We start from the raw sequence: 15,950 nt of genomic DNA on the forward strand, positions 1-15,950 counted from the left end.
GATATCGAGGCATGGAAATGGCTCACCCGGAACTCGAAGCGCGCCCGACTGAAACCTCGCTGCTCACGCTGCGCATACGGTCTGCAATTGCCCTGAGTGTCCGCAATTGCCTGTGCCACTGGTTCCCCCACAACTTCCACTCCTTATGCCATGCCTTTGCGGTGGTGGGATCGAATGTGGCGAGCATCGCGCTAGATCGCAACTATCGCCCGGTTGCGGGCTTGGCGGCTATAGATGCGGGCAATGACCAGATCATTGTGATGGCCGATGAGCAGGCATTCAGCAACCCGCTGGGCGGTGCCTACCACTGCTGGATCGAGTCGGATGACGCGGCTCCGGTGGAGCTGGTCGACTTCACTTTTGAGCACAACCACATCTACGCCGAAGCCAATGGATACCCCTGGATCGGAGAGGCATCGCCGGCGTATCTGTGGGGTCCTTCCGACGTCGTATCGATCCGGACGCCCTTGGCCAGCCTGCGTCCAGGCTTTGGCAAAGACAAAATCTGGGTGAGCGAACCGCAGGCAGGCGCGCGATGGATGCAAGCGCACATTGCCAACAATACCAACGCCTATGTGCAGCTGACCTCTGACGCTTTAACCCGGTATCAACAGCTGATGGCCTGATTCGCCCCGCATTCTGCAAAAGCACCGCTATGGGAAAATAGCGGCCTTTCAACCTTGGAACGGGCCTGTCCGGCCCTCAAGCACCATGTCTTTGCCTACTTCTGACGCGCAACGCGTCTTCACCCTTAGCGACTTCGACTTTGAACTCCCCGAAGCGCTGATTGCCCAACACCCCGCTACAGAACGCAGTGGCTCCCGATTGCTGGACGGCACGGGCGATACCTCAGTAGACCGCATCTTCAAGGACCTGCCCGGCCTGCTGCGTGCGGGTGACTTGCTGGTGTTCAACGACACCAAGGTCATCAACGCCCGCCTCTTCGGGGAAAAAACGACCGGCGGCAAGGTGGAACTGCTGATCGAGCGCGTGCTGGGCGGCAACCAGGTGGCAGCCCACATGCGGGTCAGCAAAAAGCCCGAGGTGGGCGCCACCATCAAGATGATCTGTGCCCCCGGCCAGGAAGACGGCCTGTGCGCCACCCTGCTCGGCCGCTGGCCGAATGTGGACGGGCCGATTTACCGCTTTGTGCTGAGCAACGACCGGGGCGACGACCCCTATACCCTGATGGAGCGCCACGGCCATGTGCCCCTGCCGCCCTACATCACCCACAGCGACTCGCCGGAGGATGTGCAGCGCTACCAGACGGTGTTTGCCAAGAACCCCGGCGCAGTGGCCGCACCGACGGCCGCCCTGCACTTTGACGAAGGTGTATTTGCGCAGCTCGATGCCATGGGCGTACACCGTGCGCATGTGACGCTTCACGTCGGCGCGGGCACTTTTCAGCCGGTCAAAACCGAGAACATCGCCGAGCACCAGATGCACAGCGAGTGGTACAACGTGCCGCTCGAAACGCAAGAAGCGATTGCTGCCTGCAAGGCACGTGGCGGGCGCATAGTGGCGGTGGGCACCACCAGTGTGCGCACCCTAGAGAGCTGGGCCCAAACCGGCATTGCCAGTGGCGACACCAATATCTTCATCACCCCCGGCTTTGAGTTCAAGCTGGTCGATGTGCTGGTCACCAACTTCCACCTCCCCAAGAGCAGCCTGATGATGCTGGTGAGCGCCTTCACCGGCTATGACCATGTGATGGGCCTATACCGCGACGCGATTGCGCGCGGCTACCGCTTCTTCAGCTATGGCGATTCCATGCTGCTGACGCGAAGATAAGCACCCACGCGCCAATTAAGCGCGGGTGGCCGCTCAGCGCAGACCAGGCAAAGTGCCGAGGCGCAAAAACTGCGTCTCGCCGTTGGAGCCATCTACACCGTCGTTGTCGGTAATCGCAAAGGCTTGGCCCGCGCTGTCCACCGCAAAACTCTCCACTTTGTCCAAGACATAGCCGTGGGGCTTTTGCAGGTCGGGCACGAGGTTGCGCAGCAGGCGCTTGGTCACGACCGGCACTTTGGCATCGCCAGGGGCGGCGGCCGTCAAGCCAGCCACTGAGAAGCTGTGCAGGGTTTTCAAGGCGGAATCGCCAAACTGGTTGTCTCGCTCAATCACCACAAAGGTGTCCGGGCCGACAGCCGTGATTTCTGAGAGGCCGACCCAGCCGCCTTCGGCCTTGGTCGCTTCCAGCGGGTAATGCAGCACGCCCCAGGTTTTGGTAGCGGGGGTGTAACGCAAGATTTTGGTGAAGCCCTTGGGGTCGTCCTTCCACTCGCGCTGCACCGCCAGCCACACCACTTCCTGATCACCGGTGCCGGTAACAGTCACGCCTTCCAAACCAAAGCGGGTGGCATGTCGGGCCAATGCCTCGGGCAATTCGATTTCTTCTTGCACTTCGGCCTTGGCGTTCAGGCGCAAGAGCAGGTTGCGCAAGGGCGCAGGCTTCTTGTCCGGGTCACCTTCCGAGGCTACCCAGAAGCCGCCATCCGCACGCTGGGCAATGCCCTCGCCGTCGTAGCCCACGGGCTTGCCGTCTTTGGTGACGGTCATCGCGTTGGCAATCAGTGCGGGCGTGAAATTCGTGTCGATTTCCAGAATGCGGGTGGTGGCGTAGACGCTGTCAGTCACAGCGAACAGGCGCCCGGCCTGCTTGCGGTCTGCAGTGGTGCCGGAGATCGCACCCCAAGGAATGGGCGGGCCGGCGGGCGAGTCGCTGGACATGAGCGTGGGGTACGCTGGTGCATCCGCGCCTTGCTGGTAAATCATCACACTCGAACGGGCGGCGCCATCGTTTTCACTGGCGACCACCAACAAGCCGCGCTGCGGGATCGCTGTCAGCCCTTCAGGGCCACTGCCGGCGGGCAAGGCCTGCAGGTATTCAGGCGCTTTGCCCGCACCCCGGTCCCGCCACACGGTGACCAGCGAAGAGCGCTCGGAGCCTACGAAGATCAAGGTGTCTTTGCCAAACACGCCGACCTCTACACCTTCGGGCTCGTTGCCTTTGGCAGCAGAGCGGCTCTCGGGGTAATGGCCCAGGCGCATGGCTTCATGGTCCAGGAAGTTGCCACTGTCCCATTCCACTTTGCCATCGGTGTTGAAGATGGAGATGCTGCGCGAGCCCCCTTTGTAGTCGCCCTCATTGGCGGTCACAAAGCGGGTGTTGTCCAACCAGGCCACCGCGTCGGGTTCGCGCAGCAGGCCTTTGGCGGACTCGCTGGGGTTGATGATGCCGTCGCGGGTGCGATCAATCTCTTTCAAGTCCACTGCACCGGCGGAGAAATGCTTGATGACCTGGCGCTTGGCCACGTCGACCAACACGATATGGTTGTTTTCTTGCAGGGTCACCACCGCAATGCCTTGGGCGTTGACCTTGACCAACTCGGGCTCAGCGTCGTCCGGGGCAATCTCGGCCAAACCGTTCAAGGCCACAGGGTGTGAGCGGGTGCAATCGGGCATGCCTGTCGCACTCAAGGGGATGATGGTGAGATTGCCACCCGGCAGCTGGGGGATCGCGCCTTTGTTGAACTTTTCGTCACGCTCGTTTTCCATCACGATGACCGCGTGGCGCCCACCTTTGTCCAGGGCAATCGAATCGGGCTGGCCGAACAAGGGGCAGGTCCCTTGGGCCTTGCGGCTGGCCAGGTCAAACACCGCCAGGTGACCGGTGGGCTGGGTGAAGTCTTTGGTGGAGTTGACGGCCGCCAACACCTTGCCATGTGCAATCGTCACCGAGGTGGGCTCACCTTCGACCGGCAAGAAACCCGCAGGCTTGGGCTGCGCCGGGTTGCGAATGTCGATCAGGCCAATGCCCATTTGCTCGCCATCGGTGTAGGCGAGCGTCATGCCGTCTGCGCTGACTGCGACGATCTCCGCTACCGACTTTTTGCTCACGTTGCGCCCGGCAGGCACATTGCGGTGCGCCTCAAAAGTAGCGACGCGGTTGAAGTAAGGGCCTGTGGCCGTGGCCTTAACTGGCTGTTTGGGTTGGGCAGCGTGCACGGCGGCAACGCAAACCAGGCTGAGCGCCAATGACGCATACAAGGGATGCAAACGCATGAATTTTCCTTACGGTGGCGAGGGAGCGCACAGCCACACCTTGCGGAGGCTTTCGCGCTAAAACCGCCGATTGGAAGCCGCGGATATGACGAAACGGTGACACATCCGTGTCCTATGGGTCACCCCCAAGCCACCGCTTGCGAGCGTCGACCGCTCCGTGCTGCGCGCCGCTGCGGGCGCTTCGCCGACAATAGAGGCATGCTGAAATTTGAACTTTTGAACAACGACCCCGCCACCGACGATGGCGCCTACTTGGGTAGCCACGCTCGCCGCGGGCGCCTCACACTGAACCATGGCGTGGTCGAAACCCCCATCTTCATGCCTGTGGGCACCTACGGCACTGTCAAAGGCGTGATGCCGCGCAGCCTTCACGACATGAATGCCCAGATCATTCTGGGCAACACCTTCCACCTCTGGATGCGCCCGGGCCTGGACGTGGTCGAAAAGTTCGGCGGCTTGCACCAGTTCGAAAAGTGGGACAAACCCATCCTCACCGACTCGGGCGGCTTCCAGGTCTGGAGCCTGGGTGAAATGCGCAAGATTTCAGAAGAAGGCGTGAAGTTCGCCTCGCCCGTCAACGGCGACAAGCTGTTTTTGACGCCCGAGATCAGCATGCAAATCCAGACCACGCTGAACTCTGACATCGTGATGCAGTTCGACGAGTGCACCCCCTATCTGTCGGTAGAGACCAAGACCAAGGGCCAGATCACCACCGAGCGCGAAGCCCGTAGCTCCATGGAGTTGAGTTTGAGGTGGGCCAAGCGCTGCCAGGACGAGTTTGCCCGCCTGAACAATCCCAATGCACTCTTCGGCATCGTGCAGGGCGGAATGTTTGAGCACTTGCGTGACGAATCGCTAGCAGGTCTTGAAGCCTTGGACTTCCCCGGTATCGCGGTCGGCGGTTTGTCGGTGGGCGAGCCCAAAGAAGACATGATGCGCATCCTGAAGCACATCGGCCCCAAGCTACCTAAGCACAAGCCGCACTACCTGATGGGCGTAGGTACACCGGAAGACCTGATTGCCGGCGTGCAAAACGGCATCGACATGTTCGACTGCGTGATGCCCACCCGCAATGCGCGTAACGGCACCTTGTTCAGCCGCTACGGCGACCTGAAGATCCGCAACGCCCGCCACAAGAGCGACGAGCAGCCGCTCGACGTGACCTGCACCTGCTACGCCTGTGCCGGCTCAAGTGGTGTGAGCTGGGCCGACGGCGGGCGCGAAGGCTTCAGCCGCGCCTATCTGCACCACCTCGACCGCTGCGGTGAGATGCTCGGCCCGATGTTGGCCAGCGTGCACAACCTGCACTACTACCTGAACCTGATGCAAGAGGTGCGCGATGCACTGGACGCCGGCCGCTTTGGCGCTTTTGTGCAGCAGTTTCACGCAGACCGCGCACGCGGAGTGTGAGCCTGCGCCAAGCGGCACAAGTAAAAGGGGCCCTCGGGCCCCTGTTTAGTTGCTACAAAATTAATAGCTACCCGCGCAAATATTACTTGGGCCGACGGCCGATTTGACTCATAACCGGAAGGTCGCCACCACCTGAACGAGATCCGTGGCTTGGCTCTTCAGGCTGCTGGCAGCAGCTGCCATCTCTTCTACCAGGGCCGCGTTTTGCTGCGTGGCCTGGTCCATCTGGGTGACTGCTTCTCCGATCTGGTTGACCCCCGCGCTCTGCTCGTGGCTGGCTGCGCTGATCTCGCCCATGATGTCTGTCACCCGACGGATGCTGCTCACCACTTCTGTCATGGTGGTGCCGGCTTTGTCTACCAGGGCAGTGCCTTGCTCCACCCGCTCTACGCTGGCGTTGATGAGCGTTTTGATTTCTTTAGCCGCTTCGGCTGAGCGACCCGCCAGTGAGCGGACTTCCGAGGCCACCACGGCAAAGCCCCGGCCTTGCTCTCCGGCTCGGGCGGCTTCCACCGCGGCGTTGAGGGCCAGAATGTTGGTTTGAAAGGCGATGCCGTCAATGACGCTGATGATGTCAGCGATCTTGCGGCTGGCTTCGTTGATGCCTTTCATGGTGTCCACCACTTGGCCTACGACTTCTCCACCCTGCACGGCGACCGTGGAGGCGTTGGTCGCCAGCTGATTGGCCTGGCGGGCGTTGTCAGCGTTTTGTTTGACCGCTGAGTTCAGCTCTTCCATGCTGGCTGCGGTTTCTTCCAGGGCACTGGCTTGGCTCTCCGTCCGGGCGGAGAGGTCGTGGTTGCCTTGTGCGATCTCCGCACTGGCCGTAGCCACAGACTCCGAGCCCTCGCGGACCTTGGAGACCACATGCCCCAGCTTGGTCTGCATTTGCTCCAGGCTCCCGAGCAAGCGCCCCAATTCATCCGTACCCTTGATCGCCACCCGGGTGCTTAAATCACCGTCGGCAATCCGGCCGGCCAACTCCATCGCCTGCTGCACCGGTTGAATCACGCTCGCAGGCACCATCCAGATCAACAGCACCCCGACCAGCACAATCACCAGCAATGCCCCCACCATGGCGCGCTCTGCCGAGGCCACGGTGTCCTGAACCTTGAGGGCCGCGATGGCTGTTCCGTCCAAATTGAATTTGAGGATCTTCTCCATCGCGCCAAAAGTTTGCTGGAAAGCGGCAGGCGCTTTTGCGGCGAATTCGTCGCGGGCACGGGCTAACGCTTCTTCTGAACCACTGGCGCTACCCATGCCATCCAGCACCGCTTTCACGACACCGAAATAGGCATCCCGTTGCGTCTGGTATTCCGCGAACAAGGCCTTTTCAGCATCCGCTTGCGGATCGCCCGCCTCGTAGGACAAAAGAGTCGCGGCATAGACCTCGGTCGCTTTGCGCAAGGCCTCGCCGTTTTCGTTGATCCGGCGGTTAAAGGTCGCCAGGTCTTGCTTGTCACGGCCGCCCACCCGGTCACTGACCAACAGGTAGTGGTCTGCCACAAAACCTTTCATGTTGCCGAGGTTCTCGATGGCAGGGATCCATGAGGTCGCGACCTCACCCGATTCGAACTTGACCGACATGTTGCGGTACAGCGAGTTGGCTGCACTCAGAATGGCCAAGGCCAAAATCAGGGCCAAACCCAGGGTGATGCGAGCACGTATGCCCAGATGGTTCAAGCTCATCGACGTTCTCCGCAGAGGGCGCTTCCAACGCGCAAAAGGTGAAATTCCGGCTCAATCAAAGTCTTCAGGACCGAGCCGGCGAAAATCTGGCGCACGGCGCTCAAAAGGTTTCCCAATCATCATCGCCGCCCGCCGGAGTGACCCGAGCTACCGGCTTCGGCAGGGTCGTTACCTTGGGAGCCGACAAAGACGAAGGCGCTTTGGCTGCTGGCGGGCGTGATGCGGCGGGCTTGGCTAAGGGCGTGGCTGGCGGCCGTAGCGCAGGCTTGCTGACCGGTTTGGGCAGGGGCCGGGATGCCGGCGCGGGTCGTGCGGGCGGTGCGATCGAGGGCACCGATACCGTGTGGGTCTGCTGCCCCGCGGCAAGCTTGAACACCGACACCACCTGCACCAGGTCATTGGCCTGGCTCTTCAGGCTGCTGGCAGCAGCTGCCATCTCTTCTACCAGGGCCGCGTTTTGCTGCGTGGCCTGGTCCATCTGGGTGACTGCTTCTCCGATCTGGTTGACCCCCGCGCTCTGCTCGTGGCTGGCTGCGCTGATCTCTCCCATAATGTCTGTCACCCGCCGGATGCTGCTCACCACTTCTGTCATGGTGGTGCCGGCTTTGTCCACCAGGGCGGTGCCTTGCTCCACCCGCTCTACGCTGGCGTTGATGAGCGTTTTGATTTCCTTGGCCGCTTCGGCTGAGCGACCCGCCAGTGAGCGGACTTCGGAGGCCACCACCGCAAAGCCTCTGCCTTGCTCTCCGGCACGGGCGGCTTCCACCGCGGCGTTGAGGGCCAGAATGTTGGTTTGAAAGGCGATGCCGTCAATGACGCTGATGATGTCAGCGATCTTGCGGCTGGCTTCGTTGATGCCTTTCATGGTGTCCACCACTTGGCCTACGACTTCTCCGCCCTGCACGGCGACCGTGGAGGCGTTGGTCGCCAGTTGGTTGGCCTGGCGGGCGTTGTCAGCGTTTTGTTTCACCGCTGAGTTCAGCTCTTCCATGCTGGCTGCGGTTTCTTCCAGGGCGCTGGCTTGGCTTTCCGTCCGGGCGGAGAGGTCGTGGTTGCCTTGTGCGATCTCGGAGCTGGCACTTGCCACCCCTTCTGACCCTTGGCGCACTTGTGTCACGACACGCACCAGACTGTCCTGCATGCCTTGCATGGCCTGCAACAGCTTGCCCACCTCATCTTGGCTGGTACTGTTGATAGGCTCACTCAGGTTACCGCTTGAGACTGCTTCAGCGGCTAGGAGTGCTTGGCCCAAGGGACGGGTTATCGAGCGGGTAATGACCGTCGCAATCACCACACCGAACACCAAGGCCAACAACAAAGAGGCTCCAAGAGTATTACGCGCGGCTGCATACGTGGCATCAGCCTCTTTGATTTGCGCGTCTGCGGCATCCCGATTGAGGTCAATCATTTTCTGCAGCGTCGCCTTAGAGCGCTCAAACATGGCTTTCGATTCAGAATCGAGCAGCATGGCCGCGCCGGTTGCGTCGTTGCGGCGGGAGTAGTCTTTGATGTCTTTATGAAGATCGAGGTACTTCACCCGGAATTTGCCAAACTCTTCATACAGGCGCCTTTCTTCGTCGGAGCTAATGAGCGGCTCGTAGCGCTCGCGGCTCGCTTTGATATTGGCCTGTGTTGCATCCAAGACTTTTTCAATATCTTGTTTGGCCCCCTCCTCGATACTGAGGGCATGCTGCATTTCAAAAATGCGGAAGTCGGAGATCAGAGTATTGAGGTGATTCGCCTCTTGCACGCTGGGCAATGCGTTTTCGGCAATCACTTTGGCAGCGCCTTCTAAGGCCGCCAAGCGATTAAGGGCCAAACCAACGACCAGCAGTATCAACAGCAACAAAACACCAAAGGCTGCATACAGCCGGGTGCCAATCTTCAAATTACCCATCGCAATCTCCTCTTAATCTATGGGTCGGATGGGCCATGCAGCCGCACCTTCGGGGGTTCAGAACCGTACCGCTTACTCGTGAAAAACCGTCAACACGCCGGTGTATCCGTACAACTGATCCGCGGCGATTTCGCCACCCGCAAAAAACCCACCAGTGGCACGTCGCCCAAGGCACGACGCACGATCTGCATCTCGGCGCTAGGTGCGCCAAAGTGGGGGCCTCCGCGCCCGGAGCAACTCACATACACCGCACCGGCAATGCGCCGCGCGGGATGGGGGGCCGACATGGCCTCGTCCGCGTGCAGTGCAGTCGCTACTGCGAAACTCAATTCCTGGGGTTCCAGCTCTTCGCGGATTTCCGCCCCGATGCGCATCAGGTCTGCACGGGCAGCCTCGCGGTTGCGGCGGCAAAACGCCAGCTGCGCCCCCACCGTGATCTGCTCCGCCACCGCAAAACCACGGCGCCCCGGATCCAGCCCGATGATGTGACGCACCATGACCTCGCTGCCGAGATTGCCGGTGCTGCGCACCATGCCGGGCGCATCGTCCGCGGCACTGGCCGCCAAGGCCACCAAGGTCGCCCGGACTGTCGGGAGCGCAGCCTCGGGCTGATCGAGGGTGACGCCCAGGTCCTGCAAGAGCACGTCCAAGGCGGGTTTGCCGTCCAAAGAGATCACCACATTGCGATCGGCTTCGGTGATCGTGCGTGTTTTGGATACCGGGCTGCACCCTTGCGTGACCCGCGACACCATAGCGACCTCGCGGGTGAAAGCCACGCCACTCAAGCCTCCGGAAAAAACCCCGCTTGCCGTTCCGTGACCACTCAGGTTGCCATCGGCTGCGACAGCAAACTGCACACTGCGGCCCCGGCTGCTGCTGATGCCGCCAAACAAGTAGCCCGTGGTGGTGCGACCGGCCATTTCCTCGACCAAATCGCCCAGATCCACCGTGCCGCCATCGGCATGCACCAGCGCCGTGTGGGCCTCAAACCCGAGCCCCAGCGGGGCAATCCCGGAAAACACCCGGTACTGATCACCGGGTATGTCCATCAACATCACGGCCAGCGCGGGCTCGTCAAAGTACTCGACGTTGTTGCTCGCAATCCCGACGCCCACCGTGCCCGACCAATCGGTCACGAGGGGAAGCTCCCCGCTCAGGTGATCCAGGATGTCTTGCGCATGGGGTGCGTAATGGTCGGTGATGTAGAGCAAGGCCAGCGTGGGTTGGGACGCGTAGTCCGGCAGCGCCATTTGCGCTCGCAACTGCGCCAACACCAGCGCGGCAGCCATGGGCCACTGCGGATGGGTGGCGTGGGCATAGGGGAACAAACGCATGACTGGTGTACCAACTCCGTTCATGAGCCGCAGGCCTAACGGCCGCTGGCTTTGCGGGCCGGCGCTTTGCGCGGAGCCGCCTTTTTGGCGACCGCTTTTTTGGTGGCGGCCTTGGCTGTTTTAAGGGCGTCTTTGGCCAAACCGGCGGCCATGTTTTTGGTGATGTCTACCGCTGTTTTGCTCGTGGCTTCCTTGAGCGCGTTGGCAGCAATATGTTGAAACTGCTGGGTCAGCGCGCCCCACAGTTGCAGGGGGTCGCCCAGCGGGTTGGCGGCCGGCGCATCGGCTGATTTGCTCTCGGATTTGCTGTCGGATTTGCCGGTAGCAGCCTCGGCAATCGATTTTGCGGTTTCGGTGGCTTTCTCGGTCGCTTTCTGGACACCGCTGTAGACCGAATCAGCCGCCTTGAGCTTGAGTGCATTGGCCATATCGCCAATGTTGAAATTCATGCCCTTGAGGGTGGCCAGCGTCATCTTCTGGACCTCCAGTGCCTGGATCGTGGCTGCCAGGGCCCGCGAGTTTTGCTCCAGCCAGAAGTGCACGTTCTTCAGCTCATCGATGCGCTTGTCCAGCTCCTCCACATTCAAGGTCGGGGCCACCCAGTTGCCCAGGTTGGGCATCTGGGGGATATTGCTGCCGGCACCTTTGGCCAGGTTTTGCAGAAAGTCAAAACCGGGCACGAATTTGCCGAAACCAGTGCTGTCTGAATCGCTCATTGCTGCTCCTCGGGCTCGATATAGGCCACATCGACAGCTTACTCCAAGCCACAGGAATTGAAGAGCAGAAAGCCCCTGCTTCAGGCCTGCAAACTCCCGCCCCACAGCGACGCCCTCAGCGAACCGGGGCGTCACCCGCATGTCAAGACAAGGCCGCCTTGAGCCCGGGCCACCGCGAAATCAGCACATAGTCCAACACGATGGCAGCCAGCATCACGCCACCGGCCAAAGGAAACGCGAGACCGGTGAGCACCATGACGATGGCGCCACCCTTCCACAAGGGCGTCTGCGCGGGCACCGAGGGTGCAACCAAGCGACCACTCCCCGCAGGCCTGCGAATCCACCACATCACCACACCGCTGACGCAAAGCAACACAATGGCCAGGCAGGCCACGATGTTGGCCCAGGCGCTCCACAGGCCGATATCGCCCTGGTGCAGCGCAATGCCGATGGCCATGCCTTTGGCAACCACCGAGTAGTCGGCAAACGCCACATCGGCCAGCACCCGACCGGTATAGCGGTCTATGTGCACGGTGCGGTCTTTGAAAGGATTGGTCAGGTCGCCACTCATGGTGTCGGCGGAGACGGTGTACACCCCCTTCTCGTCCCGCGGCAGGTTGATATGGAACTGCCCGGCAAAGCCCAAGCGATTCGCCAAAGCCGCCACGCTGTCGAGGTTGACCGGCTCACCGGATGTCACCCCCGGTACGCCAGCGCCCGAGCCGGACTGCGGCAGTGGCGTTTGCTCCAGGCCCCAAGGCACATCGCGGATGCCGGCTGAGTTCAGGCTGGCGTGGGTCAGGTCGGAGGTGGGCACCGCGTCCCACTTGGCTGCGGGGAAGGTGCCCCAAGGCTGCACAAACTTGCCGCCCCAGACTTCCGTCCACGACATGCCGGTCAGCAAAAAAGAGAACAGCACCACGCTGATCCAGAAGCCGATGCTCGTGTGCAAAGACTTCCACCACCGGCGGCCTGTGGCCCGTCACTCAGGCACCAGCACCTGCGCCCAGCCGCTGCCATTGCGCGGCCAAAACAGGTACAGGCCAGTCACGATCATTACGATCCCCAGACCGGAAGCTACCTCCATGACGCGCTTGCCGGTGTCCCCCAGCAGCAGGCTGGCGTGAATCTTCCGGGCCCAGGCGAAGCCGGTGCTCTCTTTGTCTGTGGACTGGATGACAGTAGCGGTGTAGGGGTTGACCGCGACCGCCTCGGTCGCGTGACCCTGCGCCACGATGAACCAGGCCGCCAAGTCCGGCGATTTGGGTGCGATGTATTCCTTCAGCGTGACATCCGGAAAGTGGGCAAACACGGCCTTGGCTTGGGCGGTAACCGCTTGGGTTGTGGCTTGCGGCTGAACGTACACCAGGTTGCCAAGGCGGCTCTGGAAACCGGTGAAATACACCATCACCAAACCGGTGATCGCCAACACCAACAAAAAGGGAACCACAAACAGACCGGTATAAAAATGCCAGCGCCAGGCAGTTGCATATAGACGGGAAGACGAGGCTGCGCGCGACGGCGCCGCCTTGGGGGCAAGAGAAGACATAGTTCAAACATCCACGAAACATGAAGCACCGCAACCGGCGAAGAAACATCGCCGGGCCGCGGAAAGAGCCTGCACACAGCCGGTGCAGGAAGGTGCTTATGTCAAGTCCGGCGGGCCCCGCGCTGGCGGCGGGCGCGAGAGTATTTGAAGCAGGTGCGCGGCTGGCAGCACCGCAATCGGGACGCTACGGGCAGGCTGCGCCGCAAAGGGCAACGCTGCGGGCGGTGGCGCCGCACGGTCTGAGGGTTGCAGGCAAAACGGGCAGTGGTCCAGCGAGAGGGCCACAGGCGCGTCGACAGGTGTTTCTACCTGCGCATCTGCAGCTCCGCGCACCCACTGGGCTGCACCATTGGCGGAACAAATTTCGACCCACGCCCCGGCGCTGGCCCATGCCGCTGCGCGAGATACGGTGGGCAATGCCGCACCCAGCCCCATGACGCACAGCATGAGCCACACCGCCCATCGGCGATGGAGTGGCATGCGGTTCATGGAGTGGGGCAAGGCCACGCTAGAGGCTCTGAGGCGTTAGCCGCTTAGTGCTTGTGGGCACCGTGCGCAGGCGCTGCAGCCGCTCCGGCGGGGGCAGTTTGCGAGACCGGCAGCTTGATCTCTTTTTTGGTTTCCACGCCCTTGGCGTCTTTGAAAACCAGGGTGACCGGGATGGTGGTGTCTTTTTGCAAAGGCAATTTCAAGTCCATCAACATGACGTGATAGCCGCCCGGCTTGAGCTCGACTGGCTTGCCCGCAGGCAGCTCCAATCCGTTAGCGAGCGCACGCATTTTCATGACATCGCCCTCCATCTTCATTTCGTGGACCTCGGCCACTCCGGCGACCGGGGAGCTGACGGACACCAAGCGACCGGGCGTTTGCGCGGTCAATGTCATGAAGGCGCCGCTGGCCTTCTGGCCTTGCACCGTGGCGCGGGCCCATGCGTTTTGCACCTCCACGTTCTGGGCCTGAGCCCACGACGTGAAGGCAAGACCGGTGACGCACACCGCGGTGGCAATAGAACGGATCAATGTCATAGCTACTCCTGTAAAAGTTCAGTGGGCATGGCCGCCGGCGGCCTGGACATCCAGGACATCCAGACGGGCCGCGGGGAATTCCAAACGGTGGGCGTTTTGCCCGTGCGCGGGGATCTCGACCCAAGCGTTCCGGCCGGACTCGCAAGCCTGCACCACTTTGAACCACAAAGTGCCCGGCTTCTTGGGGGTGGTGCCGCGGAACACAAATTCGTCGGCAAACGCATCAGGGAGCGCATTCTCAGCGCCTTTGGCGGTCCAGGTGATTTCCTGCACGCCCTCGGTATAGGTTTTGCCATGGGCTTCATAAGGCTGCTCGAGCTTACCGATTTTGGTGCTCACCGCCCAACCCGGCTTGACAAGGGGCTGCGCGCTGGTGAACCCGGAAGGAATCGCTACGGTGATCGCCGTGGTGGCCGCACCGGCACAGCCGTGCCCAACCCGCAGAACCGCACGGTAGCCCGCGCCGGCCGCTGCAGCCTGGTCGGCCAACGTTACATGAGAAAAAACAGCACTAGCTCCCGTCATCATTGCGCAAGCAGCTACTAATTTTATAGCAAAACGAACCATACAACACCCCAATAAGATCGGCGTAGCCCGGTGCTAACACGCACGGCAAGGCACACCTGACTCACAAAAAACGAATGGAAAGCGAGAACCGCCAGCCGGGCAGCCACAAGCTGCCGACGGGCTTAGGCCACAGCGGGGGGGCCGCGGGCCGACGCGGGGTCGGCATCTTGGGGGGTGAAGTGCCGGAAGGCGGCCATCGGCCGGACGGCAGGAGGGGTTTCGGGCGATACAACCTCGGGGAAGACAGACGGCGGCGCACCTGCAGACAAGCACAGCACGCAGTCCAGCGCATGGACCATCGGCTGGGTGCCGGTGTCATCGCTGCCGGACACCAGCTTGACGACACCTGCCGTGGTGCACACCAGGGTGAGCGCCTGCGGGTTCACCACGGGTGCCGCGACCGCCACGCCAATCGACAGCGCAAACCACACCAACATCCAACGGATGACGGAGCGTGCCTGGCGCAAGGATTGGAGGGAGGACATGGGTCGGGATTATGTACGAGCCGGCGGCAAGGGGCCTGGTCATCGCCCCAAGCTTGACACGCATCAAAGCTTTTTTCGGCGGGCAGGTAGAGCATGGCAAATCCACAACGCAGGAAACACCATGACACACCCCGACCTCCACAGCTACCAGAAACAATTGCTCCAGCAGCGCGACGACTTGCGCGCCCGCCTGAACCAGCTGCGCGGTGGCGAACCCAGCCGGGCATTGGCCTCGGCCGCACATTTCAGCGGACACGAAGACCCCCAAGCCCAAGCCAACACCGAGCGCGACCTGGAGCTGGCACTGGATGAGCACGAAACGGCCGAACTACGCCGCATCGACGCGGCCCTGCAACGGGCAGCTCTCGGCACTTACGGCCGGTGCATCGCCTGTGGCACCACCATCCCCGAAGCCCGGCTGCGCGCCACCCCGGATGCGGAGCGCTGCATCGACTGCCAAAGCGCCCTTGAAGACGCCTGATCGGCACCGCGGCAGCGCCGCGGGCTGGTATTCTCGGGCGCTCTTTCGACCACGCTGGCCCGCCCGGTGTTACGCGCCATGATGAATTACACCTTCGCCTCTGCGACCATTCTGCTGATCCTGATCACGGATCCGATCGGCAACATTCCTATTTTTGCCAACGCGCTCAAACACGTGGCGCCCGAGCGGCGGCACAAGGTGATCCTGCGGGAGATCCTGATCGCTTTCACCCTGCTGCTGACCTTCATGTTTGTGGGCGAGAGCTTTTTGCGGGTGATGAATTTGAGCGAGCTGTCCCTGCAGATCGGCGGCGGCGTGATTCTGTTCCTGATTGCGCTGCGCATGGTGTTTCCTCCACCGAGCACCGCAGAGAGCGAGATCAAGACCGAGCCCCTGATCGTGCCGCTGGCTATTCCCGCGGTAGCCGGCCCCTCGGCCCTGGCCACGGTGCTGCTGCTCGTGTCCCAACAGCCCGACCGCCGCATGGAGTGGATCGGCGCACTCTGCGTGACCATGCTGGTCAGCGCGGTGGTGCTGGTATCGGCAGAGCGGATTCAGCGCATCATCGGCGACCGACTGGTCGTGGCGGCAGAGCGCCTGATGGGTCTGGTGCTGGTGTCGGTGGCGATTGAAATGATGCTGCGCGGCATCAAGACCTTTGTGCAGCAAGTCGCCGCAGCCAGCTGAGCTGCCGTAGCTCCATAAAAAAAGCGCTCCACAGGGAGCGCTTTT

The 15,950-nt window shown here is 61.7% G+C and carries 13 protein-coding genes and 2 pseudogenes; 5 read left to right on the forward strand and 10 right to left on the reverse strand.

The window, feature by feature from the left end:
- The first annotated feature begins 11 nt into the window (after positions 1-11).
- Together RAE19_RS07410 and queA are read left to right on the forward strand one after the other, a co-directional pair.
- The gene (locus RAE19_RS07410; protein WP_313874288.1) at positions 12-626 is read left to right on the forward strand and encodes a hypothetical protein; all 615 of its coding nucleotides are present in this window, start codon (positions 12-14) and stop codon (positions 624-626) included.
- 85 nt (positions 627-711) lie between these two features.
- Positions 712-1,791, forward strand: a complete 1,080-nt coding sequence (gene queA, locus RAE19_RS07415; protein ID WP_313874289.1) for a tRNA preQ1(34) S-adenosylmethionine ribosyltransferase-isomerase QueA — start codon at positions 712-714, stop codon at positions 1,789-1,791.
- Positions 1,792-1,824: 33 nt separating this feature from the next.
- Here the strand turns inward: queA and RAE19_RS07420 are convergent, their stop codons facing one another.
- Positions 1,825-4,065, reverse strand: a complete 2,241-nt coding sequence (locus RAE19_RS07420) for an esterase-like activity of phytase family protein (RefSeq protein ID WP_313874290.1) — start codon at positions 4,063-4,065, stop codon at positions 1,825-1,827.
- Positions 4,066-4,263: 198 nt separating this feature from the next.
- On the opposite strand from RAE19_RS07420, the gene tgt reads away from it, so the two are divergent.
- Complete coding sequence (tgt, locus tag RAE19_RS07425) at positions 4,264-5,475, forward strand: tRNA guanosine(34) transglycosylase Tgt (protein WP_313874291.1); 1,212 nt, start codon at positions 4,264-4,266, stop codon at positions 5,473-5,475.
- 108 nt (positions 5,476-5,583) lie between these two features.
- Here the strand turns inward: tgt and RAE19_RS07430 are convergent, their stop codons facing one another.
- The 9 genes and pseudogenes from RAE19_RS07430 to RAE19_RS07470 all read right to left on the reverse strand — a co-directional run bounded on the left by RAE19_RS07430 (position 5,584) and on the right by RAE19_RS07470 (position 14,737).
- Positions 5,584-7,164 (reverse strand): methyl-accepting chemotaxis protein, encoded by a 1,581-nt coding sequence (locus tag RAE19_RS07430; protein WP_313874292.1) that lies wholly within the window; start codon positions 7,162-7,164, stop codon positions 5,584-5,586.
- A 100-nt stretch (positions 7,165-7,264) separates the two neighbouring features.
- Positions 7,265-9,061, reverse strand: a complete 1,797-nt coding sequence (locus RAE19_RS07435) for a methyl-accepting chemotaxis protein (protein ID WP_313874293.1) — start codon at positions 9,059-9,061, stop codon at positions 7,265-7,267.
- A gap of 72 nt (positions 9,062-9,133) precedes the next feature.
- A pseudogene (locus RAE19_RS07440) lies at positions 9,134-10,395 on the reverse strand (FIST signal transduction protein).
- A gap of 35 nt (positions 10,396-10,430) precedes the next feature.
- Positions 10,431-11,111 carry a PhaM family polyhydroxyalkanoate granule multifunctional regulatory protein gene (locus RAE19_RS07445; RefSeq protein WP_313874294.1) on the reverse strand — a complete coding sequence of 227 codons (681 nt, stop codon included), beginning with the start codon at positions 11,109-11,111 and terminating at the stop codon, positions 10,431-10,433.
- Between the two features lie 142 nt (positions 11,112-11,253).
- Positions 11,254-12,660: pseudogene (locus RAE19_RS07450) on the reverse strand (PepSY-associated TM helix domain-containing protein).
- Positions 12,661-12,756: 96 nt separating this feature from the next.
- Positions 12,757-13,140, reverse strand: coding sequence for a DUF2946 family protein (locus RAE19_RS07455; protein WP_313874295.1), 384 nt, complete (start codon positions 13,138-13,140; stop codon positions 12,757-12,759).
- Between the two features lie 53 nt (positions 13,141-13,193).
- A complete protein-coding gene (locus RAE19_RS07460) occupies positions 13,194-13,685 on the reverse strand; it encodes a copper chaperone PCu(A)C (protein WP_313874296.1) in 492 nt (163 codons plus the stop codon).
- Between the two features lie 18 nt (positions 13,686-13,703).
- Positions 13,704-14,174, reverse strand: a complete 471-nt coding sequence (locus RAE19_RS07465) for a YcnI family copper-binding membrane protein (protein ID WP_313874297.1) — start codon at positions 14,172-14,174, stop codon at positions 13,704-13,706.
- A 200-nt stretch (positions 14,175-14,374) separates the two neighbouring features.
- On the reverse strand, positions 14,375-14,737 hold the full coding sequence (locus RAE19_RS07470) for a DUF2946 domain-containing protein (protein WP_313874298.1): 363 nt from the start codon (positions 14,735-14,737) through the stop codon (positions 14,375-14,377).
- 121 nt (positions 14,738-14,858) lie between these two features.
- Here RAE19_RS07470 and RAE19_RS07475 point away from each other — a divergent pair, with 121 nt between their 5' ends.
- Together RAE19_RS07475 and RAE19_RS07480 are read left to right on the forward strand one after the other, a co-directional pair.
- Positions 14,859-15,218 (forward strand): TraR/DksA family transcriptional regulator, encoded by a 360-nt coding sequence (locus RAE19_RS07475; protein WP_313874299.1) that lies wholly within the window; start codon positions 14,859-14,861, stop codon positions 15,216-15,218.
- An 81-nt stretch (positions 15,219-15,299) separates the two neighbouring features.
- Complete coding sequence (locus RAE19_RS07480) at positions 15,300-15,905, forward strand: MarC family protein (RefSeq protein ID WP_313876195.1); 606 nt, start codon at positions 15,300-15,302, stop codon at positions 15,903-15,905.
- Positions 15,906-15,950: the final 45 nt, after the last annotated feature.

Source organism: Rhodoferax potami (assembly GCF_032193805.1).
In the GTDB taxonomy this organism is placed as follows: domain Bacteria; phylum Pseudomonadota; class Gammaproteobacteria; order Burkholderiales; family Burkholderiaceae_C; genus Allorhodoferax; species Allorhodoferax potami_A.